Source organism: Cellulophaga algicola DSM 14237, assembly GCF_000186265.1.
Lineage (GTDB): Bacteria > Bacteroidota > Bacteroidia > Flavobacteriales > Flavobacteriaceae > Cellulophaga > Cellulophaga algicola.
In genome coordinates this window covers 853,484-877,768 of the sequence record NC_014934.1, presented here as the reverse complement: position 1 = coordinate 877,768, position 24,285 = coordinate 853,484, and the positions used below count along the sequence as shown (strand labels likewise).

At 33.8% G+C, this 24,285-nt stretch carries 15 protein-coding genes, 1 tRNA gene and 1 rRNA gene; 13 read left to right on the top strand and 4 right to left on the bottom strand.

Features of this window, described 5'->3' with window-relative positions; genetic code table 11:
* Positions 1 to 128: 128 nt before the first annotated feature.
* Positions 129 to 240, top strand: a 5S ribosomal RNA gene (gene rrf / locus CELAL_RS03830).
* Positions 241 to 964: 724 nt separating this feature from the next.
* Here the strand turns inward: rrf and CELAL_RS03825 are convergent.
* Positions 965 to 1,471, bottom strand: a complete 507-nt coding sequence (locus CELAL_RS03825; RefSeq protein WP_262481882.1) for an RNA polymerase sigma-70 factor — start codon at positions 1,469 to 1,471, stop codon at positions 965 to 967.
* Between the two features lie 146 nt (positions 1,472 to 1,617).
* On the opposite strand from CELAL_RS03825, the gene CELAL_RS03820 reads away from it, so the two are divergent.
* The 5 genes from CELAL_RS03820 to CELAL_RS21375 all read left to right on the top strand — a co-directional run bounded on the left by CELAL_RS03820 (position 1,618) and on the right by CELAL_RS21375 (position 10,318).
* Positions 1,618 to 2,781, top strand: a complete 1,164-nt coding sequence (locus CELAL_RS03820; protein ID WP_013549599.1) for a FecR family protein — start codon at positions 1,618 to 1,620, stop codon at positions 2,779 to 2,781.
* Positions 2,782 to 2,890: 109 nt separating this feature from the next.
* On the top strand, positions 2,891 to 6,565 hold the full coding sequence (locus tag CELAL_RS03815; protein ID WP_245529676.1) for a SusC/RagA family TonB-linked outer membrane protein: 3,675 nt from the start codon (positions 2,891 to 2,893) through the stop codon (positions 6,563 to 6,565).
* 10 nt (positions 6,566 to 6,575) lie between these two features.
* On the top strand, positions 6,576 to 8,054 hold the full coding sequence (locus CELAL_RS03810) for a RagB/SusD family nutrient uptake outer membrane protein (protein ID WP_013549597.1): 1,479 nt from the start codon (positions 6,576 to 6,578) through the stop codon (positions 8,052 to 8,054).
* Between the two features lie 18 nt (positions 8,055 to 8,072).
* A complete protein-coding gene (locus CELAL_RS03805) occupies positions 8,073 to 8,957 on the top strand; it encodes a substrate import-associated zinc metallohydrolase lipoprotein (protein ID WP_013549596.1) in 885 nt (294 codons plus the stop codon).
* 8 nt (positions 8,958 to 8,965) lie between these two features.
* Complete coding sequence (locus tag CELAL_RS21375; RefSeq protein WP_013549595.1) at positions 8,966 to 10,318, top strand: DUF4302 domain-containing protein; 1,353 nt, start codon at positions 8,966 to 8,968, stop codon at positions 10,316 to 10,318.
* Positions 10,319 to 10,456: 138 nt separating this feature from the next.
* Here CELAL_RS21375 and CELAL_RS03795 read toward each other — a convergent pair whose 3' ends face one another.
* The 3 genes from CELAL_RS03795 to CELAL_RS03785 all read right to left on the bottom strand — a co-directional run bounded on the left by CELAL_RS03795 (position 10,457) and on the right by CELAL_RS03785 (position 17,905).
* A complete protein-coding gene (locus CELAL_RS03795; protein WP_013549594.1) occupies positions 10,457 to 11,926 on the bottom strand; it encodes a glutamate synthase subunit beta in 1,470 nt (489 codons plus the stop codon).
* A gap of 9 nt (positions 11,927 to 11,935) precedes the next feature.
* The gene (gene gltB / locus CELAL_RS03790) at positions 11,936 to 16,444 is read right to left on the bottom strand and encodes a glutamate synthase large subunit (protein ID WP_013549593.1); all 4,509 of its coding nucleotides are present in this window, start codon (positions 16,442 to 16,444) and stop codon (positions 11,936 to 11,938) included.
* Between the two features lie 318 nt (positions 16,445 to 16,762).
* Positions 16,763 to 17,905 carry an acyl-CoA dehydrogenase gene (locus CELAL_RS03785; RefSeq protein WP_013549592.1) on the bottom strand — a complete coding sequence of 381 codons (1,143 nt, stop codon included), beginning with the start codon at positions 17,903 to 17,905 and terminating at the stop codon, positions 16,763 to 16,765.
* A gap of 324 nt (positions 17,906 to 18,229) precedes the next feature.
* On the opposite strand from CELAL_RS03785, the gene CELAL_RS03780 reads away from it, so the two are divergent.
* The 7 genes from CELAL_RS03780 (at position 18,230) to CELAL_RS03750 (ending at position 24,224) form a co-directional block, all read left to right on the top strand.
* Entirely contained in the window at positions 18,230 to 19,456 is a 1,227-nt protein-coding gene (locus CELAL_RS03780) for a Glu/Leu/Phe/Val dehydrogenase dimerization domain-containing protein (protein WP_013549591.1), read from the top strand.
* Positions 19,457 to 19,469: 13 nt separating this feature from the next.
* The gene (gene nhaD, locus CELAL_RS03775) at positions 19,470 to 20,831 is read left to right on the top strand and encodes a sodium:proton antiporter NhaD (protein ID WP_013549590.1); all 1,362 of its coding nucleotides are present in this window, start codon (positions 19,470 to 19,472) and stop codon (positions 20,829 to 20,831) included.
* A gap of 48 nt (positions 20,832 to 20,879) precedes the next feature.
* Entirely contained in the window at positions 20,880 to 21,572 is a 693-nt protein-coding gene (locus tag CELAL_RS03770) for a MotA/TolQ/ExbB proton channel family protein (protein ID WP_013549589.1), read from the top strand.
* A 9-nt stretch (positions 21,573 to 21,581) separates the two neighbouring features.
* On the top strand, positions 21,582 to 21,968 hold the full coding sequence (locus CELAL_RS03765; protein ID WP_013549588.1) for an ExbD/TolR family protein: 387 nt from the start codon (positions 21,582 to 21,584) through the stop codon (positions 21,966 to 21,968).
* Positions 21,968 to 22,855, top strand: coding sequence for an energy transducer TonB (locus CELAL_RS03760; protein WP_013549587.1), 888 nt, complete (start codon positions 21,968 to 21,970; stop codon positions 22,853 to 22,855). Before CELAL_RS03765 ends, CELAL_RS03760 begins: the two co-directional genes overlap by 1 nt.
* 3 nt (positions 22,856 to 22,858) lie before the next feature.
* Positions 22,859 to 24,070, top strand: coding sequence for a bifunctional folylpolyglutamate synthase/dihydrofolate synthase (locus CELAL_RS03755; RefSeq protein WP_013549586.1), 1,212 nt, complete (start codon positions 22,859 to 22,861; stop codon positions 24,068 to 24,070).
* 79 nt (positions 24,071 to 24,149) lie between these two features.
* Positions 24,150 to 24,224: transfer RNA gene (locus CELAL_RS03750), tRNA-Val, on the top strand.
* Positions 24,225 to 24,285 lie beyond the last annotated feature (61 nt).

Sequence of the window (24,285 nt, the reverse complement as noted above, 5' to 3'; positions counted from 1 at the left end):
GATAAACCGTAAATCGTAGCTTACTTTAATTATATACATGTGTTTTATGTGAGTGGTTATACCACCCATTTTGTCCCTTTAATATGTTAACAATATTAGGTACTAAACTTTAGTTTAGTACAAAGATTTAAGGTGACCATGGCGATAGGGTCCACCCCTTACCATTCCGAACAGGGAAGTTAAGCCTATCAGCGCCGATGGTACTGCTATACCAAGTGGGAGAGTAGGTCGTCGCCTTTTTTTAATCAAGTCCTCAATAGAAATATTGAGGACTTTTTTTGTTTATAATAATCCCGAAAAAGACTTTTAAAACCGTAGTAGTGCTTACTCTCACTCGCTTGCGAATCCCGAAAATAAGTTCTTAAACTTCTAAGAGATCAAGAACAAAAGTAAGGAGTGATAATTAGAAGCACCTACTTACGATATAAAGTACCTCAAAATGGGATAGAGAAGCAATATCATAAAATCCAAAATTGGTTTAATGAGTATCCAGATATGAAATTGGTCTTTTATTTAGGGGTTCAGAATTACATTTTATATGGTAACATCAATACAGAGATAGCTATATTGAGCTAGGACATTGGAATAAACTTTTCGATCAATCTGCATTTAGAGCATTCCACACAATTTCTAATAGAATAATTTCAAACTATTTTATTCATAGAAGTACAAATGCTTTTGCTGAATCTTTCAATGCTAACCTGACTGAAGCCAAGCAGGTCTTAAAGCCTTTAGAGCACAGTTTAGAGGAGTCAAAATATAAGATTCTTTCTTTTTATAGTTAACTACACCTGCTTTTATCTTGGTTGCGAAATCGTTCTTACGCGGTATCTTAATAAAAGTAGGAATTGTAGGTTAATTTGTTCTTTAAGTCAGGAGAGAAATCGTTTTTAATAAAAAACTAGTTACAAGCGGTACGCGTAGTTAGGTGTTGTTGTCGTTGTTGTTTATTTGCTTTTGAAATTTAGATCTGTTCTTTTATTTTTCTGAGGGCTAATGACATATGTGCTTCAACGGTCTTTATAGATATTTTTAAATTATCGGCAACTTCTTTATATTTTAAACCTTCAATTTTTATCATTATAAAAACTTCTTTGCATTTATTAGGAAGCTTTTCGATCGCTTTTTTAATAGAAGTAATTTTGGCTTCGTTCGTTGTTTCAATAGTATCCTCAATAAAGAAATCCATGGCAGAAATCCTTATTTCGGTTAAATAGTCAATTGTTTTTTGTTCCTTTTTATAACTATCTATAAATTCATTATAACATGCTTTGAATAAATAGGCGTTTAATGAATTCGTAATTTCAACTTTTTTTCTATTTTTCCAGAGGTTAAAGAAAACGTTTTGTACAATATCTTCTGATACAATCTTATCTTTTGAAAGCCCGTACGTATACACGCATAGTTTTTTATAGTATAGATTGTAAAGTTGCTTAAATGCGTCATCATCACCCTTTTTAAGGTTTTTAATGTCTAGGATTTGGTCTTCTTTTTTCAGTGGATTTTTTTTAATAGTGTAACCGTTCTTTAAATTTAACTCTTTTTTTAAAATTTCTTAACATAAAACTAAGGGTATTCTATAATTTTTGAGTCTTACTATAAAGAATCGTCTTATAAATGAATAAAAGTCAGTTAAACAACATTGAAATTTCTAAATTTTTAAACAACACCTTAACACCAGGTGAGCTAATTGTATTTAAAGATAAATTAGAAGTGTCTGAGAATGTAGACCTGCTAAAAAAGTATATTGTAATTAATCATTTATTTGAGATTGAGAGTCAAAGTTTTGATTCAGATGTAGCTTTTGAGAAATTTTTGGCAAAAAAAATCGAATATAATTCTACGCTTAAAAATTCTTTTTATGAATCAAATAAATCTTATTTGCTTGCAGCGGCAAGTATTTGTCTTTTAGTAGGATTATCTTTTTTAGTATATTTTAATAAGTACCATACAAATGAATTAGAAGTTTCTAATCAAATAGTTTTGAAGCTTAGTTCTGGAGAGAAGAAATCTTTAGATGAAAGTAAATCTAATAAAATATATAATAAGCAAGGAGAAGTAGTTGCTGTCCAAAAAGGGAATAGTATACGCTATAATTATAAAGAGAGCACTACTAAAGTAGTAGTTAATGAATTTAATGAAATTTATGTTCCCTATGGCAAAAGAATGGAGATAGTTCTGTCTGATGGTTCTAGAGTTCACTTAAATTCAGGGTCTTCTTTAAAATATCCTACTTTCTTTACTGCAGATCAAAAACGTATAGTAGAATTAAAAGGAGAAGCTTATTTTGATGTAGCCAAAATGAATGAACTAAATAGGTTTGTGGTTACTTCTGATAATTTTGAAACAACTGTGCTTGGTACCGAATTTAATGTAAGTTCTTATGATAGTGATATTGAAAATGATGTAGTTCTTATTGAAGGTTCGGTACGTGTGATGTCTAATTCAGATAAAGAACATGTTTTAATACCAGGTCAACAATTTAAATATAGTAATACAAATCCAGGAGAGGTTAGAACTGTTGATGTTCAAAGCCATATAGCTTGGTTAGATGGTGTATTATTTTTTGAAAATGAAGAATTTAAATCTATTTTAAAAAAATTAGAACGTTTTTATGATGTTTCGATAGACAATAATTGTGAAGCTTTATGGAATGAAAAGTTTACAGGACAATTTGATTTAGAATCTATTGAAGATGTCTTAGAAACTTTTAAAAATACAGTGCCTTTTAATTTTGAATTAAAAAACCAAAAAGTAGTAATCAACCCTTTAAATAGTTAATAGCATATATGAAATAGAAGTAATTAAAAAAATCGAGAGATGTTTCAGCATCCCTCGATTCACATTTAAAATTTTAAAAACGCGAAATCTCTAAAATCATTTTAAAAGTATGAAAAAACAATATAATAATTGCCATTATCTAGGCAATCTATTTAAATTCGATTTGAAAATGAAACTTACTGCCATAATGCTTATTCTATCTTTGTGTAGAATAAGTGCAAGTATTTATTCTCAGAATACAAAAATCACTTTAAACCTAAACGAAGTAACGTATCAAGAATTGTTCAAGGAGATAAAAATTAAAACTGAATTTAAATTCTTTTTTAAAAACTCTGAAATCAATTCAAAAGAAATAGTTTCTATTGATGTCAATGACAAGTATGTAGAAGATATACTTGATATGGTATTTAAAGGGAAAGATATTTCGTATCAGATTTTGGGGAAACAAATTATTTTAAAACGAGGCAAACCTAAAATAACTGATACATCAATTTTGCAAGATGATTTTAATCTTGAAGGTAATGTTTTAGATGAAGATGGGATTCCTATTTTGGGAATTTCAATTCTTATTAAGAATACTACTAAAGGAACTATTACAGACTTTGATGGTAATTTTACCATAAAAGCTTCAAAAGGGGATGTTTTATTATTTAAAGGTCTTGGTTTTAAAAGTAAAGAGATAACAATAAAAGATGAAAAACCGCTATCTGTTGTTTTAGAGGAAGATGTTGCTGCACTACAGGAAGTAGTGGTATCAGGTTATGATAAAACATCTAAAAGAATATTTACAGGTGCTTCTAGTTCAATCGTATCTCAAGATCTAAAGATTGATGGTTTGGTAGACGTCAGTCAGATGTTAGAAGGTAGAGCTGCTGGGGTAAATATTCAAAACGTTACAGGAACATTTGGTTCTGGACCTAAAGTTACTATTCGTGGTGCTTCTTCTGTTTTTGGAGATACAAGACCTTTATGGGTAATTGATGGGGTTATTCAGGAAGATATTGTTAATACAGATTTTGACGCTTTAATCTCTGGAGATGCTTCTACATTAATAAGCTCTTCTATTTCTGGCCTTAACGCAAATGATATTGAAAAGATTGATATTCTTAAAGATGCTTCGGCAACTTCATTATATGGAGCTCGTGCACTAAATGGAGTTATCGTAATCACAACAAAAGGAGGGAAGAGAAAGTCTAAGTTAAAAGTTAATTATACCTTAGAGCAAACGGTTAGAGATATTCCAAGATACGGCAATTATGATATTTTGAATTCAAAAGAAACGGTGAGTATTTTTCAAGAGTTAGAAGAAAAGGGTTTCTTAGATTTTCCAACGGTAGCACAAAATAGAAGTGGAGGTATTTATACCATTCTTGCGCAGCAATTAAATGCATTTGACGCTAGTAGCGGTCAGTTTGGTGTGGAGAACACAGTTGAAGGAAGAAATGCGTTTTTACAGCAATATGAGCAAACAAATACAGATTGGTTTAAGCAATTGTTTAGATCTTCGATGACACAAAATCATAGCTTGAGCTTTTCTGGAGGTGGTGAGAATAATAGTTTCTATACTTCACTAAGTTTCTTTAATGATCCAGGATGGACTATAGCAGATAAGGTAAGTAGATTTACGTATAAAGTAAAAAACACTTATTATTTATCAGATAAATTTAAACTGACGCTAGGCTCTAATGGGGCAATCAGAGATCAAAATGCTCCAGGAACATTCAATAGGCAAGCAGATAGTTTTAGAGGAAGTGTTTCTAGGGTTTTTGATATAAACCCATTCAACTATGCATTATCAACAAATAGAACAATAAGACCTAGAGATGTTGATGGTAATCTGGAATATTATAGAGCGAATTGGGCTCCAATTAATATTTTTAACGAATTAGAAAATAACGCTATTAAACTAAAGGTAAAAGATATTAGTTTCCAATTAGAAGGTAATTATGAAATAACGAAGAACTTGAATTATGATTTCTTAGGTTCTTTGCGTTATGTAGTTTCTGATAGAGATCATAATATTACTGAAAATTCTAATGTAGCTTCTGCTTACAGATCTCAAGAAACCACAATAGTACGTAACGCTAATGTTTTTTTATATACAGATCCAGATAATCCAACTGCACCTCCAATATCTGTCTTACCAGAAGGTGGTATTTACAGAAACACGAGTAATGAGCTTACAAATTATTATGTTAGAAATAGTTTAAACTATACAAATACCTTTAATCAAAAACATGAGGTTAGTGGTTTGCTTGGACAAGAGCTAAGGTATATTGATAGAGAAGAAGATTATTTTGTAGGTTACGGACTTCAATATGATAGAGGTTTAACTCCTTTTACAGATCCAGGTATATTTTCGAAAACATTAGGAGAAGCCACTGATTATTTTGGTATTGAAAGTGAAAAAGAGCGAACATTAGGTATTTTCTCTAAGTTAACCTATGCTTATGATAGTAAATATATAGTTTCCTTAACAGGGCGTTATGATGGGTCTAATAGACAAGGTAGAAGTAAATCTTCTCGTTGGTTACCTACAGGCACGGTTAGTGGAAAGTGGAATGTAAAAAATGAAAGTTTTTTAGAAAATGTAGATTTTCTAAATTCATTGAGTCTTCGTGGTTCTTACGGTCTTACTGCTACAGCAGGACCAGCAACAAATTCTTTAGCTATTTTCAGAAATGATGTAACGAATAGATTAAATTTTGATTCTCGCGAACGGTATTTAAATATTGAGGAATTGCAAAATTCAGAATTAACATGGGAGAAGCAATATGAAACCAACCTAGGGCTAGATTTTGGAATGTATGATAATAAAATACTATTTACAGCTGATGTATATCAACGAAAAGGATTTGATTTAATAGATTTTGTAAGATCATCAGGTATTGGTGGAGAGTTTATTAAACAGGGAAATAATTCTGATATGGAAACTAAAGGTATTGAAGTTTCATTAACGGTTAAACCTATTAAGACACCAAACTTTAGTTGGTCTTCTACCCTTAACTTTTCTACTTTAGAACAAAAGATTACAGCCTTAGAGAACAAACCTAATGTTCTAGATTTAGTAGATCAAACAGGGGGTAATGTAGTTGGTTATCCAAGACAATCATTGTTTTCTTTTCAATTTACAGGGCTAGACGATAGGGGTTTGCCTACCTATAATTTACCTGAAGATCCAGGAAATGAAGAGAATAGTGTTACGGGTGCAGACTTTCAAGATGTGGATGATATTACCTCGTATTTAAAATATGAAGGAAGTATAGAGCCTACAAAAACAGCAGGGTTTTCTAATACATTTAGGTATAAGAGTTTTTCGCTTAGCTTCTTAGTTTCTGCTTCGGGAGGAAATAAAATTAGGTTAGATCCTAAATTTTCACAATCCTATTCAGATTTAAATGTCTTTACCTCAGAATTTACAAACCGTTGGATTTCTCCAGGAGATGAAAATTTCACAAATGTTCCTGTTATCGCAAGTGGTAGGTTGTTAAATGAAATTCCAAATTTATTTAGAGCTTACAATGCGTATAACTTTTCGGATGTAAGAGTAGTCGATGGCGATTTTATTAGAATGAAAAATATAAGTCTTTCTTATAGTTTTCCTGATCTATTAATTCAGGATTTAGGGTTAAATACATTCAGTTTAAAATTGTCAACAACAAATCCTTTTATGATTTATTCTGATTCTCGATTAAATGGTCAAGATCCAGAATTTTTTAGATCAGGTGGGGTTTCTCAACCTATTACCCGACAATTTACATTATCACTTAATCTAGGTTTTTAATATTAAAAAGATGAAGAAATTATATACAACAAAAGTTGGAATACTGATATTTCTAGCGTTTTTAGCTACTTCTTGTGAAGATTATTTATCAGAAATCCCAGATAACAGGACAGAAATTGATAGTCCAGAGAAAATTTCAGAATTACTGGTTATCGCTTATCCGGAGGCAAATTATATGGATTTTGCGGAGACGATGTCTGATAACGTTTCTGATAAAAATGATGACTTACCATCAGAATTAAATTTAGCAAATTATAGATGGGAAGATATAGATGTTAATAATTTAGATTATAGAGTAGGATATTGGAATGCTTGCTACAAAGCGATAGCACAAGCCAACCAAGCTTTAGCGTCAATAGAAGAGTTAGGAGATTTAAAAAGCTTAGCGCCTCAGAAAGGGGAAGCTTTACTAGCAAGAGCTTATGGTCATTTCATGCTGGTGAATTTATGGGCTAAACACTATGATCCTGCAACAGCAGCTACAGATAAGGGGATTCCTTATATTTTAGAGCCTGAAGAGAATTTTATTGTTACTTATTCTAGAAATAGTGTTCAGGAAATCTATGACTTTATTGAAAGAGATTTATTAGAGGGCCTAGGATTGGTTACGAATGAATATGAAGAACCTGTATTTCATTTTACACCAGAAGCTGGTTATGCTTTTGCAACTAGATTTTATTTATTTAAAGGAGAATGGGATAAGGTTATTCAATACAGTTCAATGGTTGTTACAAACCCTCAAGCACAGCTAAGAGATTATTTGGGTACGTATGCTGCACTTGAATATTCTGAAAGAACAGCATTGTATGCGAGTAGTTCTGATCAAGCAAATTTATTAGTGGTTTCGGCAAACTCTTTATATGCTCGATTGTTTGCTAGCAATAATTTTGGGCTTGGTATTGATAAAGCTAATGAGTTGTTTTTTTCTGGTAATATTTTTGGAAAAAGCTGGACTTATGGTGTTTTTGGAAACGAATCGGTGTATAATCTTCCAAAATTTGATGAATTTTTTAGAGTTACAAATATAAGTGCCGGAATAGGTAATCCGTATGTTGGACTGGTCTTGTTTTCTACAGATGAAGTTTTGTTAAATCGGGCAGAGGCTTATGCAATGCAAGGTGATTATGACGCTGCTCTGCAAGACATCAACACCTTTTATTCGTTACGGACAGAGGGGTATGACGCAAGTACAGATACGTTAATTAAGGAAGATGTTGTAGCTATTTTTTCTACAGATTTAAATGAATATACTCCTTTTTATCAACTAAATAGTGAGCAATCTGCTTTCATTAAGGCAATAGCAGAGTTAAAAAGAAGAGAGTTTTATCATGAAGGACTAAGATGGTTTGATGTAAGAAGGTTTGATTTAGAAGTTACACATTTGATTATCGGAGAAGACGATTTAATTTTAGAAAAAGGAGATAATAGGCGTCAATTGCAGATTCCAAATTTTGCATTAGAAAGAGGTTTAGAACAAAATCCACGCTAACTATTAAAATTTAAGAAAATGAATATTAAAAATAAAAAAGATATAAAATTGGCAAATGCATGTGCTTATTTAATAGCTGTAATTGCCATTATTATTTTGAGCTCTTGTTCGGAAGAAGATTCTTTTGAAGGTAGTGCTTTAGATACTAGTACCCCTAAACTTTCCGTATTAGACTCCTATATTAGAACCAATTATGTTTCTGCATATAATATTGATGTGCTTTATAAATGGAATGAAAATGTGGTAGATAATAATAGGTTTTTATTTCCGCCAGTTGAGCAAAATGTACAGCCGGTTCTAGAAGTTGTAGAGAAAATATGGTTAGACTCTTATTCGGAAGTTGGAGGAACTAATTTTGTAAAGTTAGTAGCACCTAGACAATTGTTGTTAGTGGGTGGGCGAAATTATAACCAATCTGGGACTATTCTTTTAGGTCTTGCAGAGGGTGGTAAACGTATTACGCTGTTTGAAACAGATTTGGTAGATGTTTCTGATAAAGCAAACATTACGCGTTTTTTATCTACGATTCAACACGAATATTGTCATATTTTAAATCAAACAATTCCTTTTAATGAAGACGGGTTCGGGGAGATTACCCCATCAGAATACACTGGCCAATGGTTTAATACGAGTATTGCAGATGCTAGAGAATTAGGTTTTATTTCTGATTACGCTAGGAGTAGTGTTGTGGAGGATTTTGCTGAAATGGTAAACTTTATGTTGATCAATTCTAATGAGGAATATAATGCTATAATTGATGGGATAACTGATGAAGATGCTAGGAATAGTATTAGAAGTAAAGAGGTAATTGTAGCTGATTATTTTATTAAGCAATGGGATATAAATATCTACGAATTACAGGAGGTAACGGCTAGAAATACACAAGAAGTTATAAATAATTAGAGATCATTATGAAAAAAAGTAAATATATAATACCTAATTTATTAGTAGTGCTCCTGAGTCTTTTTCTGATAAATTGCTCAGATGAAGAGAATTCTGAGGTTTTTAATGAAAGTCCCGCGGAAAGAACAAATGCTCAAAAGCAAGAGTTAAAAACAGCACTACAGTCTTCTGAGACGGGTTGGAAAGCTGTTTATTTTACTAGCCCAGAAGAGTTAGGAGGTTTTACATTCTTTTTTAATTTTTTAGATGATGAAACGGTAGAAATGACCTCAGATTTTGATGATGATTTTACGGTTACCAAAAGTAAATATGATGTTGTTTTAGGGAGTACCATCAAATTGTCATTTACCACTAAGAATGATATTCATAAATTATCAGACTCTGCTAATCCTCCAGATTCAGATTTATTGGGTGAGGGATATTTAGGAGATTTTGAGTTTTTATATTATGGTATTGACGAGACTACAGGAGATTTAATCTTTAGAACCAATAGAACCCAAGAAGAGTTGCGCTTTACGAAAGCAGCTCCTAATGAAGTTCAAAATATTATTGATAGCAGGAATATTGCTAGGGAGTTAACAGATTCAGAAAAATCTGTGTATCAAAATGTTATTGTTACTATTGAAGGAACTACAGAGGTTTTTGATTTTTCATTGAATGTAAATAGAAGATTCATTGCTATTTCAAATGATTCTGATTCCTATTCTTTTGGGATCGCTTATAATGAAAAAGGTTTTACGGTGAGTCCGCCTCTTGAGATTAAGGGGCAAGAAATTTCTGAGTTTACATACAACGTAGAGGCTGATAAGTTTATAGCAGACCTAGGCTCTGGAAATATGGCAGAGATCGCATTCTTGGATGCGCCTTCTAATCCTACCGATGATAATTTACTAGTGGTAAGTGCGGTAAATAGGTATGGTTTTTTTACTGAAAATTTATACAGTACGAATACTTCTTCCATTAATTTCAGAAAAAGTATCGATGAAATAAACGTTCAATTAGCTCCTTTTGGTTATACTCTTTCAACAGCTGTACTTAATTTTAATATAGATGGAGATCCTGTTGTAAATTCTGTTGGTTATGGGTTGGCAAATACTTCGGACGGTTCGTTTGCAGGAACAGTGTCTCATTTTGTTACGTATGAAAATTTGAATGGAAAGTTAATTTTAAGTGATAATGGTTGGGATATTCCTTCATTTGCTCCTCTTTTCGCAAGTTTAGATGAGGCACTCTTAAATACGGAAGGCTTATATGTAAAAGAAGAAATTTTTAGAGTTCAACCTTTTACAGGGAGTGCCATATTCACATTTACCAGTGCGGCAGATCCTAGTTTTAGAATGACAACCTATGCCTTTCAATAGGAGATAAGAGTTTATTATTTATTTTGTTAGTTATGTTTAAACTCCAAAGGCTGTAAAGCTTTTGGAGTTTTGTTGTATTAAAACACCCTTTAAGAACTAAATCTTAAAGGGTGTTTATATAGTTTGCTATGTATGTAATTAGATTCTAGGTAAATCTCCTTCACCTTTTAGAGGTAAGGCAGATGTAGTTCCCATTAAATACGTATCTATATGATAGGCAGCTTGTCTTCCTTCAGAAATAGCCCAAACGATTAAGGATTGTCCTCTTCGCTGATCTCCTGCAACAAATACTCCAGGAACATTTGTCATATAATCTTTAGCTGTTGCCTTTATATTAGTTCTAGGGTCCGCTTGCAGGCCAAGTTGATCTGCGATAGTCATCTCTGAACCTGTAAATCCTAAGGCTAATAAAACTAGATTACATTTCCACTCTTTTTCTGTGCCTTCAACCTCTTTTAAAAGTGGTCTTTTGCCAGGTTCTTTGATCCATTCTACTTCAGAAGTGATCAAACCTTTTAGGTTGCCGTCTTTATCTCCCACAAATTTCTTGGTAGAAATACTAAAGAAACGTTCTGCACCTTCTTTGTGAGAAGAACTTGTACGTAAACGCATTGGCCAAAATGGCCAAGGTTGGTCTTCTGGTCTTTCTGGAGTTCCTTTTGACATAATCTCAAAGTTAGAAACAGAATTAGCACCATGTCTAATAGAAGTTCCGATACAATCAGAACCCGTATCTCCACCACCAATAACCACAACATCTTTGCCTGTAGCCTTTATCTCTTCTCCTAAGTCTGTTATGCCATCTACACGTCTATTATTCTGTGCTAAGAAATCCATTGCTTGTACAACTCCTTTTAAATCAGAGCCTTCTATTGGAAGACTTCTTCTAACAGTAGCGCCTCCACATAAAACGAGTGCATCAAAATCATTTTTCAGAGCATCAGCCTTTATATCAACGCCAATATGAACACCAGTTTTAAAAATAATGCCTTCCTCTTCAAGAACTTTAACTCTTCGATCGATAACATTTTTTTCCATTTTAAAGTCTGGAATACCATAACGCATTAATCCACCAACTTTTTGATCTCTTTCAAAAACGGTAACTAAATGACCTGCGCGGTTTAATTGTTGCGCAGCAGCTAGTCCAGAAGGACCAGAGCCAATTACAGCAACAGTTTTTCCTGTTCTTGTTTCAGGAGGATTAGCTATAATCCATCCTTTTTCAAAAGCAGTTTCCACAATATTCTTTTCAATATTTTCTATTGTAACAGGATCTTCGTTAATGCCTAACACACAAGCTTCTTCGCATGGAGCAGGACATAAGCGGCCTGTAAATTCTGGAAAGTTATTAGTAGAATGTAAGATGGTTGCTGCTTTTTCCCATTTCCCACGATACACGGCATCGTTAAAATCAGGAATTAAGTTTCCTAAAGGACAGCCACTATGGCAAAAAGGAATACCACAATCCATACATCTAGCGCCTTGATCCTTCATTTCTTTAGAATCAAGCGGCTCTGTAAATTCTTTATAATTTTTTATACGTTCCTCAACTGGAGCATATGCTTCAACTTTTCTATCGAATTCTAAAAATCCTGTAATCTTACCCATAGTTTCGATTTATATAGTTTCTAATTTTTCTTTTTCTAAACGAATTAATGCTTGTTTGTATTCTTCAGGTAATATTTTAGTGAATAGCGGAAGTGCTTCTTCCCATTTCTCTAATATACGCTGTGCAAGTGGACTAAAAGTTGCGTTGTAGTGATTTTCAATCAATGCTCTTAATTCAGCAATATCTTTATCTTCATCAACAGGTAGTAAGTTTAGTGCCTCTTTATTGCAGTTTTTCTCAAAGGTTTTATTCTTGTCATAGATATAAGCAACACCGCCACTCATACCTGCGCCGAAATTACGACCAACTTCTCCTAAGATAACAGCGATACCTCCTGTCATATATTCACAACCGTGATCTCCAATACCTTCTACTACAGCTTTTGCGCCAGAGTTACGTACACAAAAACGTTCTCCTGCTTTACCATTTATATACGCCTCTCCAGAAGTAGCTCCATAAAGGGTTACATTTCCGGTGATAACATTCTCTTCTGGTTTAAATGTTGCTTTACCAGGAACCTTAATGATTAATTTAGCTCCAGATAAACCTTTTCCGAGGTAATCATTGGTGTTACCGTTAACAATCATCGTAATTCCTTTGGTACTAAATGCGCCAAAACTTTGACCAGCAGAACCTGTGAAATTTAGTTTTAAAGTGTTTTCAGGTAAACCTTCAGCACCATAAATTTTCGAAATCTCGTTACTAATAATAGCTCCAACCGCTCTATCTGTATTTTTGATAGGATAATCAATACTCATCTTTTCTTTTCTAAAAAGAGCTGGGTGAGCTTTTGCAATAATATCAAACTCAATAGATTCTTCTATATGGTGTTGTTGTTTTTGTGTATTGTAAAATTTAGTTCCCGCAGGTACATCAACCTTATATAGAATAGGAGTTAAATCTATTCCTGCTGCTTTATAATGATCAATAGCTTTATTTCTGTCCAGTTTCTGTACTTGACCTACCATTTCATTAATGGTTCTAAAGCCTAACTGAGCCATAATCTCTCTCAGTTCTTGTGCTACAAAATACATATAGTTTACAACATGCTCCGGTTTCCCTTTGAATTTTTTTCTCAAATCCGGATTTTGGGTTGCAATCCCTACTGGGCATGTATTTAAGTGACATACACGCATCATAATACAACCAGAGGCTACTAAGGGCGCTGTTGCGAAACCAAATTCTTCTGCACCTAATAAGCAAGCTACAGCAACATCACGACCTGTTTTTAATTGACCATCGCATTCTAGAACAATTCTATTTCTAAGATCGTTCATTACTAAAGTTTGTTGGGCTTCTGCTATACCAAGTTCCCATGGTAAGCCACAATGTTTTAAAGAGGTTAAAGGAGATGCTCCTGTACCACCATCAAAACCAGAGATTAAAATTACATCTGCTTTTGCTTTAGAAACTCCTGCAGCAACAGTACCAACACCAACTTCGGAAACAAGTTTTACATTAATACGTGCTTCTCTATTGGCAGACTTTAAATCGAAAATTAATTGTGATAAATCTTCAATAGAATAAATATCATGATGGGGTGGTGGCGAAATTAAACCAACATAAGGCGTAGAATTTCTAGTCTTAGCAATTGATGGATTTACTTTTGCACCGGGTAATTGACCACCTTCTCCTGGTTTGGCACCTTGTGCCATTTTTATTTGTATCTCTGAAGCATTCGTTAAGTAGTTAGAGGTTACTCCAAACCTACCTGACGCTACTTGTTTTATAGCACTGTTTTTCCAATCTCCAGTAGAATTTTTGTAAAAACGTTCCGCATCTTCTCCTCCTTCACCAGAATTACTTTTTCCGCCAATTCTATTCATAGCGATGGCTAAGTTCTCATGAGCTTCCTTACTAATAGAGCCATAAGACATTGCACCCGTTTTAAAACGTTTTACAATTTCTGTCCAAGGTTCAACTTCATCTAAAGGAATAGGATCGTAGTTAGAGAATTCAAACAAACCTCTAATTGTCATTAAACTTTTAGACTGCTCATTCACCATCTTAGCAAATTCCTTGTAAGATTCTGGCTCATTATTACGAACAGACTGTTGCAGTTTAGCAATAGATAATGGATTGAACATGTGTTTTTCTCCATCTCTTCTCCATCGGTACTCACCACCCATTTCTAGGTCTAAGTTGGCGGCAATATGTTTGTTGGTAAACGCGGTCTGGTGGCGTTTAGCAATTTCTTTTTCAATTTCGTAAAGTCCGATACCTTGAATCCTTGTCGCTGTATTTGGAAAATATTTCTCAACAACTTTCGTGTTAATTCCTATACATTCAAATAATTGCGAGCCTCTGTAAGAGTTTAAGGTAGAGATTCCTATTTTGTTCATTACTTTTAAGATGCCTTTTCCAACAGCTTTGTTGTAATTTCTAATAGCCTCTTCTTTTGTAAACTCAGTAATGTCGTGTTCTTCTATTTGTTCTGCAATAATTTCGTTAACCAAATAAGGGTTAATAGCACTTGCTCCAAAACCAAATAATAAAGCAAAGTGATGTACTTCTCTTGGTTCTGCAGACTCAATAATAACGCTTAGTTTAGACCTTTTTTTAAGTCTTTGTAAACCGCTATTAACAAATGAACATGCTAAAAGTGCAGGAATTGGTGCTAATTTCTCGCTAACATTTCTATCAGAAAGGATAATAATATTTGTACCCTCATCAATAGCTTTACTAGCTTGGTTAAGCATATCTTGAAGAGCGTCTTCAAGTCCGTTATTCCCTTTACTTACTTCATATAAAATGGGAATTGACGTTACTTTATAATCTGGACTAGCATCGTAGTTTTTAATCTTATCTAAATCCTCTTTAGAAATAACAGGATTCTGAATTTTTAATTTACGACAATGAAGTTCTGTAAAATCAAAAATATTATGATCGCTACCTAATGTTAAACTAATATCTGTAATTAACTCTTCGCGAATACCGTCTAATGGAGGATTCGTAACTTGAGCGAATAACTGTTTAAAGTAATTATAGATTAATTGAGGACGTTCGGATAATATGGCAATAGGAGTATCACTACCCATAGAACCTAGAGGTTCTTTTGCCGTTTTTCCCATAGGAAGAATAATCGTATTTATATCTTCTAACGTGTATCCAAAAGTTGCTTTTCTCTTAGCTAATGATGCTTCATTTAAAAATAATGGACAATCATTATAAGGAATATCTTTAAGGTGGACTAAATTTTTATCTAGCCATTTTTTATAAGGATGTCTATTCGCAATTTCTTCTTTTATTTCTTCGTCATTTACAATACGGCCTTCCTCCATATTTACCAAAAACATTTTGCCTGGCTCTAAACGACCATGCATTTCAATGTTTTCTGGTTCAATATCTACAACACCAGTTTCAGAAGACATGATAACATTACCATCTTTAGTTACGGTGTATCGAGAAGGTCTTAGTCCATTTCTGTCTAATACAGCTCCAATATAGTTTCCATCTGTAAACGGAATTGACGCTGGGCCATCCCATGGTTCAGATAAACAAGAGTTATATTCATAAAAAGCTCTTTTAGCTTCAGACATGTCAGGATTTTTCTCCCAAGCTTCAGGAACTAAGATCATCATTACTTCAGGTAATGAGCGTCCAGTCATCAATAATAATTCAACAACCATATCCATAGTTGCAGAATCTGACTTTCCTGGAAGAATTATAGGGATAATATTTTTTATTTCGTCGCCAAAGAAATCACTCTTAAGTAATTCTTCACGAGAACGCATACGGGTAACATTACCTCTTAAGGTGTTTATCTCTCCGTTATGACACATGTACCTAAACGGTTGTGCCAAATCCCAAGTAGGGAATGTGTTCGTAGAAAAACGTTGGTGTACAAGAGCAAGCCTTGTTACTACCCTAGGATCCATTAAATCTTTGTAGTAAAGACTAATGTCTTCAGGCATTAATAAGCCTTTAAATATGATAATTTTTGTTGACAAGCTAGGTACATAGAAAAATTTACTTTCTGATAACTTAGAGTCAATTATAGTGTGTTCTGTAGTTTTTCTGGCGATGTACAGCTTTAAATTAAAATCGAAAAAAGTTTGCGCTGAATTTTCTTTAGCAACAAATATTTGTTTTACAAACGGCTCTGTTTCCATAGCAATTCGTCCAGGAACAGATTTGTTTACAGGAACATCTCTCCAGCCTAGAAGTTTTAAGCCTTGTTTTTTTATATTTTCTTCGAAAACTGAAATACAAAAATCTCTTTGATTGTCTTTTTGAGGTAGAAAAATATTTCCGGTAGCATATTCTCCAGCAGCTGGTAGTTCAAAGTTGCAAACTTCTTGGAAAAAATCATGAGGGATATCAATTAATATTCCTGCACCATCACCTGTTTTACCATCCGAGCTTACTGCACCACGGTGCTCTAGTTTCTCTAGAATCTCAAGTGCTTTATGGATTATATCATTAGACTTCTTTCCTTTAAGACTGCATATAAAACCTGCACCACAGTTATCATGCTCAAATTCCGGTAGGTATAACCCTTGCTTTTTCAACGCCATAAATTATTGTATTTCCTCAAAAATATCATTTTTATTGAATTATTCATACCTCTTATTGTGTTATGTAACAAAAAAAACATCGTTTGGAATAAAACATTAAAATATAATCATAATTGACCTTAAGGTGATGTTAATTTAAGATTATGATAATTTAGTAAGTTGCAGGGAGGTGTACCTTGTTTTTTAAGGGGTAACGACTTTTAAAATAATGATTACTTGTTATTTAATGTGATTTAAGGAGGGGTGTTTGTTGTAAAATGCCTTTAAAAATAAAAACACCCCTAATTATATAGGGGTGTTTTGTGTTTAAAATAATTTTTACTTGCTAATAATACTTCTTGAAATGACTATTTTTTGTATTTCTGATGTTCCTTCATAGATTTGAGTGATTTTAGCATCTCTCATTAATCGTTCTACATGGTAATCTTTTACGAAACCATTTCCTCCGTGAATTTGAACCGCTTCTACGGTGGTATCCATAGCTACTTTTGATGCGTATAGTTTTGCCATAGCGCTAGACAGGTCGTAGTTTTTCCCGTTGTCTTTGTCTAATGCAGCTTTGTAAACTAACAAACGAGCAGCCTCAATTTCGGTATGCATATCTGCCAATTTAAAGGCTATTGCTTGGTGGTTGCATATTTCTGTACCAAAAGATTTGCGTTCTTTTGAATATTTAAGCGCAAGTTCGTAAGCTCCTGCTGCAATACCTAATGCTTGTGCTGCAATGCCAATTCTTCCTCCGCTCAAGGTTTTCATTGCAAATTTAAAGCCAAAACCATCTTCACCAATTCTATTTTCTTTAGGTACTTTTACATCATTAAACATTAAAGAATGCGTGTCGCTACCTCTAATACCTAGTTTATTTTCTTTAGGGCCAATTTCAAATCCTGGGGTGCCTTTTTCTACAATAAGGGCGTTAATACCTTTGTGGCCTTTTTCAATATCTGTTTGGGCAATCACTAAATAAACTCCCGCGGTACTACCGTTTGTGATCCAGTTTTTGGTTCCATTTAATAGGTAGTGATCTCCTTTGTCTATAGCGGTTGTTTTTTGCGATGTTGCATCACTGCCAGCTTCAGGTTCAGATAAGCAAAAAGCACCGATCATTTCGCCGGTAGCCAATTTGGTAAGGTATTTTTGTTTTTGTTCTTCGTTTGCAAACATTTCTAATCCCCAACAAACTAAAGAATTGTTTACAGAAACAACTACAGAGGCCGAAGCATCAATTTTAGAAAGCTCCTCCATGGCAATAGCATAAGATAAGGTGTCAAGTCCGCTCCCTCCGTATTTTGGGTCAACCATCATACCTAAAAACCCAAGCTCGCCTAGTTTTTTAATTTGTTCTTTTGGGAATTTTTGCTCTTCATCTCTTTCTATAACTCCTGGCAGTAATTCATTTTGAGCAAAATCTCTAGCCGCTTGTTGAATCATTAATTGTTCTTCTGATAATGTAAAATCCATATAATTACGATATAATTAAAAAACTACTGCAAATATAACTGATTATTGTTATATGATTAAAAAAAACCTTTCAAAGCAAAGAATTTCATAAGTATAGTTTGAAGCCTTTAAAATACTCAAAAAAATCGTGTTTAGTTTGTGTTAAATGCTTTTTTTGCGTTTCATTATTTTTATATTTGCTACATCTATCAAATTAATTTTTTTTTAAAATAAAATTATGAGGCAACAGTAACCCCTTAGGGGGATATTCATTTTAGTTTTTCGGATACTATTTTATAAGTAACTAATTAAAAGTCACATTATTTTTTTTTAAAAATTACATACATGAAAGATTTACTAGCGATATACGAGAATAAACAACCAGAAATTGTATTCCATTGGAAAGATGCGGAAACAGAAGCAGAGGGTTGGACGGTTATAAATTCTCTTAGAGGTGGAGCTGCTGGTGGCGGAACACGTATGAGAGAAGGTCTAGATGTTAATGAAGTTTTGTCATTAGCAAAAACTATGGAAGTTAAATTTACAGTATCAGGTCCTCCAATTGGAGGTGCTAAATCTGGAATAAATTTTGATCCTAAGGATCCAAGAAAAAAAGGCGTACTAGAGCGATGGTATCATGCGGTAGCTCCATTGTTAAAAAGCTATTATGGTACGGGAGGAGATTTAAATGTAGATGAAATACATGAGGTAATTCCGATTACGGAAGATGCAGGAGTTTGGCACCCGCAAGAAGGTGTTTTTAATGGGCATTTTAGACCTACAGAGGCAGACAAAATAAATAGAATAGGGCAATTAAGATTAGGGGTTATAAAAGTTTTAGAAGGAACTAATTATTCTCCTGATGTTTCTAGAAAGTATACCGTTGCAGATATGATTACGGGCTTTGGTGTTGCTGAAGCTGTAAAGCATTATTATGATATTTATGGAGGTTCTGTAGAAGGTAAAAGAGCAATTGTTCAAGGTTTTGGTAATGTAGGTGCTGCTGCAGCATTTTACTTGGCCAAAATGGGCGCTAAGGTTGTAGGAATTATAGATAGAGTAGGTGGTGTTATTAATGAAGATGGATTTACGTTTGAAGAAATTGTAAACCTCTATAAAAATAAAGATGGGAATACGTTGGTTTCTGATGCTATGATTCCGTTTGATGAAATTAATGAGCGTATTTGGAATATCAAGGCTGAAATTTTTGCGCCATGTGCTGCATCAAGATTGGTGAAGAAAGATCAAATAAGTAAGATGATTGATACTGGTTTGGAAGTAATTTCTTGCGGAGCTAATGTTCCTTTTGCGGATAAAGAAATTTTCTTCGGTCCAATTATGGAATTTACAGATGAAAGAGTAAGTTTGATACCTGATTTTATTTCGAACTGTGGAATGGCACGTGTATTTGCTTTTTTCATGGAAGGAAGAGTTTCTATGGATGATGAATTGATATTTACAGATACATCAACTACAATTAGAAACGCAATTTTAAATATATTTGAAGAAAATACAACAAAAAAGAACATAAGTAAGACAGCTTTTGAAATCGCATTGAAACAATTAATTTAAACTAACTAATTTTATGGAAACCATTATTATTATTGTATTTGTACTGGGTTATTTGGCAATTACTCTAGAACATAACTTAAAAATAGATAAGCTTATTCCTGCTTTAGGGATGATGGCTATTTTATGGGCTATTATCGCATTGACACATATGGATGTTTATGAGATTATTCCAGGAGTAGGGAAGGAGGCGCATCACTTAGAGGGTGTTTTACTTCATCATTTAGGGAAAACAGCTGAAATTTTAGTTTTCTTATTAGGAGCGATGACTATTGTTGAAATTATAGATTACTTTGATGGTTTTTCTACGATTAAAGGGTATATAAAAACCAAAAAGAAAGGGAGTCTGTTATGGATTATTTCTTCGTTGGCATTTGTCTTGTCAGCAATTATAGATAACCTTACGGCTACTATCGTGTTGATAACGATACTTCAGAAATTAATTAAAGAACGCGATTTAAGACTGTGGTTTGCAGGTTTGATTATTATAGCTGCAAATGCAGGTGGTGCTTGGTCTCCAATAGGAGATGTTACGACAACAATGTTATGGATTGCGAATAAAGTTACTGCAGGTGTTTTAGTAGAGCATGTATTAATTCCGTCAATATTCTGTTTTGTTATTCCAACATTTATTGCATCTCGCATGAAGGTTTTTAAAGGAAGTATTGAAGATGATGGATCTGATAATGATAAACCTAAATCTAAATATGGAGCAGTAATGTTTTATTTGGGATTAGGGGCAATTATTTTTGTACCAATTTTTAAAACAGTAACACATTTGCCTCCTTATATGGGGATGATGCTGTCATTAGCTTTCGTTGCAACTTTTGCAGAGATATATAGTAGTTCTAAATTTAGTATTTCTACAATAGATGGAGAATCAGATGCTGCAGGTCATCATAGTCCGGTACACAGTTCTCTATCTAAAATTGAATTGCCAAGTATTTTGTTTTTCTTAGGTATATTGTTAGCTGTTGCGGCATTAGAATCATTAGGCTTACTTTTTGACTTTGCAGGAGTTTTAAATGATTCTGTTCCAAGATTAGGAACTGAACTACATTCTACAATAATTTCTGATTTAGTGGTCTTGTTGTTAGGGGTAGGTTCTGCGGTTATTGATAACGTGCCATTGGTAGCAGCAAGTATCGGAATGTTCCAAATAGGGTTAGATGAACCGGCTTGGCATTTTATAGCGTATTCTGCAGGTACAGGTGGTAGTATGCTGATTATTGGTTCTGCTGCAGGTGTTGTTGCAATGGGAATGGAAAAAATAGATTTCTTCTGGTATTTCAAGAAAATATCTTGGTTAGCCTTGATAGGATTTCTATCTGGAGCGGTTGTTTTCATTTTGATGAGAAATTTTATTTTAAACGTATAATTTTATCCGTATAATACCGTTATAACAGCAACTTAATAGAATATGTATATGTTATTGTTCCAAGACCTTGTTGAAGAGGCTCAAATAGGAGATGCTTTACCTGAAGAAAAAACACTTTCCATCATCGATTTAATTATTGATGGTGGTGCAGGGAGTATCATTATTATCTCAGTATTATTTGTAATGCTTTTTGTTGCCTTGTACATTTATTTCGAAAGAATATTTGCTATAAAAGCAGCATCAAAAATTGATAAAAATTTCATGAATCAAATTCGTGATCATGTGTCAAACGGAAAATTAGAAGCTGCAAAATTGCTTTGTGCTCAAACAGATTCTCCTGTAGCTAGGTTAACTGAAAAAGGAATATCTCGTATAGGTAAGCCTTTAGAAGATATCAATAAAGCCATAGAAAATGCTGGTACATTAGAAGTGTACAAACTAGAGAAAAATGTTAGTATTTTGGCTACTGTTGCTGGTGCTGCCCCTATGATTGGGTTTTTAGGTACTGTAATTGGTATGATTTTAGCGTTCCATGAAATGGCTTCAAGTGGTGGTCAGGCAGAAATGGGTTCTTTAGCATCAGGTATTTATACGGCAATGACAACTACGGTAGCGGGTTTAATTGTAGGAATTATTGCTTACATTGGATATAACCATTTGGTGAATAGAACAGATAAAGTTGTTCATAGCATGGAAGCAAATGCTGTTGATTTCTTGGATTTATTAAACGAACCTCTTTAATTTTTAGTTATGAAACTAAAAGGAAGAAATAAAGTTAGTCCAGATTTCAGTATGTCTTCAATGACAGATATTGTATTCTTGTTATTGGTGTTTTTTATGTTAACGTCTAACTCACCAAATGCATTAGATTTATTATTGCCAAAAGCAAAAGGGAAATCTACAAGTACTCAGAATGTTTCTGTAAGTATTAATAAAGATTTAGAGTACTTCGTTAATAATGAGAGAATTAATGGAGAGTATATAGAAATTGAACTAAAAAAAGCACTAAAAGGACAAGAGAACCCTACAATTATTCTAAGAGCAGAAGAAAGCGTTGCAATTAAAGAAGCAGTTAGCGTTATGGATATTGCAAATAAGAATAAGTACAAGGTGATATTGGCAGTGCGACCAAAATAATGTCATTACTAGACACGAGACACAAGAAGAAATCTTTTACACTAACAACAGTACTTTTAAGTTTACTGTTGTTGGTGCTTTTCTATGTGGGACTAACTTATTTAGATCCTCCTGAAGAAAATGGAATTTCTATAAATTTTGGGACAACAGAGTACGGAAGTGGTACTGTTCAACCAAAAGAAAAAATTAAATCAGAACCTATAGATAAACCTGTAGTACCGCCTTCTCAACAGGAAAAAGTAGAGGAAGTAGTTCCAGAGGAAACCGCATCGAGTGAACAACCAACTGAAAAAGTGGTTACTCAGGATAGTGAAGAGTCTTTAGTAATTAAGCAGCAAAAGGAAGCTAAGCGAAAGGCAGATGCAGCAGAAAAGGCAGCTAAGACTGCGGCAGATCGCGTTGCTCGTGAAAAGCAAGAAGCAAAAGTAAAAGCTCAGAAAGAACAAGACGCTAAAAAGAAAAAGCTTGATGAAATGATGGGAGGACTTAATCAATCCGACGGTTCAGCATCTGGTGGTGAGGGTAATGATAATAAAGCTGGTGATAAGGGTAATCCTAACGGAGATCCTTATGCAACAAGTTACTATGGGGCTCCAGGTTCTGGAAATGGTACAGGTGGCTATGGTTTAAATGGTAGATCATTATCAGGGAGTAGTTCTGTAAAACAAGACTGTAACGAAGAAGGTAGGGTTGTGGTTAAAATTGTGGTAGATAGAACTGGTCGTGTAATTAGTGCTACCCCAGGAGTAAAAGGGACTACAAATACAAATCCTTGTTTGATGAAGCCTGCAGAGCAAACAGCGCGCTCTCATTCCTGGAAACCTGACCCTAATGCACCTAACCAACAAGTTGGTTTTGTTGTGATAAATTTTAAATTGAGGGACTAGAAAATGACTTATCAAGAGGTGTTAGATTGGATGTTTGCGCAACTTCCAATGTATCAACAAAAAGGAGTCATTGCACATTCAGGTAAATTGGATGGCATTATCAAATTTTCTACACATTTAAACAATCCAGAGAATAAATTTAAAAGTATACATGTAGCTGGGACCAACGGAAAGGGTTCTAGTAGTCATATGCTTGCATCTATCTTACAAGAGGCAGGGTATAAGGTGGGTTTGTATACCTCTCCCCATTTAAAGGATTTTAGAGAGCGAATAAAAATTAATGGTAGCAGTATTAGTGAGCAAGAAGTAGTTGACTTTATAGCAGCTAATTTTGAGTACCTCCAAGAAAATAAGTTGTCTTTTTTTGAAATGACTGTAGGGATGGCGTTTGATTATTTTGTAACTCAAAATATTGATATAGCTATTGTAGAGGTCGGATTAGGTGGCCGTTTGGATTCTACAAATATTGTTATTCCAGAAGTTTCTTTAATTACAAATATAGGTTTAGATCATATAGAAATGCTAGGTGACACGCTTGCAAAAATTGCGGCGGAGAAAGCTGGGATTATAAAGAATGATGTTCCTGTGGTGGTGAGTGAAACGCAATTAGAAACTCAAGATGTTTTTAAGGCCATTGCAGAATCTAAGGGTGCTGAAATTACGTTTGCTGATCAAGTCGTAGTAGAACTCTATCAGACTAGCTTATTAGGCTCCTATCAAGAGAAAAACATGAAAGGTGTACTTGAGGTTATTCATAAGCTTAAGGGGTTTCAGGTGTCAAAAGAAGCTATTGAGAGGGGCTTGTTGAATGTTATTGTAAATACAGGTCTTTTAGGGAGGTGGCAAACACTATCGGAACATCCAACCGTAGTTTGCGATACCGCACACAATTCAGACGGAATTAAAATAGTAGTTAATCAGTTATTGAAACAAGAATATGATCAGTTGCATGTGGTTTTAGGTTTTGTGAAAGATAAAGACCTGGCGCTAATTTTACCGCTTTTTCCTAAAGAAGCGACTTATTATTTTTGTGCACCAAAAATAAATAGAGGTTTAGATGAAATTATTTTAAAAAATACTGCGGGAGCACATAAATTGATCGGAGCATCTTATTCTTCTGTAAATAAGGCACTTGAAAGTGCTTTGATGGCAGCGTCTGATGAAGATTTTATCTATGTAGGAGGAAGTACTTTTGTTGTAGCAGAAATTTTATAAAAAAAATCATTTTTTTCTTTTGAGAATTGAAAAACTATTATATATTTGCACTCGCTTAACGAAACAAGTTTTGCAAATCGGGCTTTTAGCTCAGTTGGTTTAGAGCACCTGCCTTACAAGCAGGGGGTCGTAGGTTCGAATCCTACAAGGCCCACCGATAATTTAAAACCCATCAAGAAATTGATGGGTTTTTTTTTTGAATACTATTTATTCTA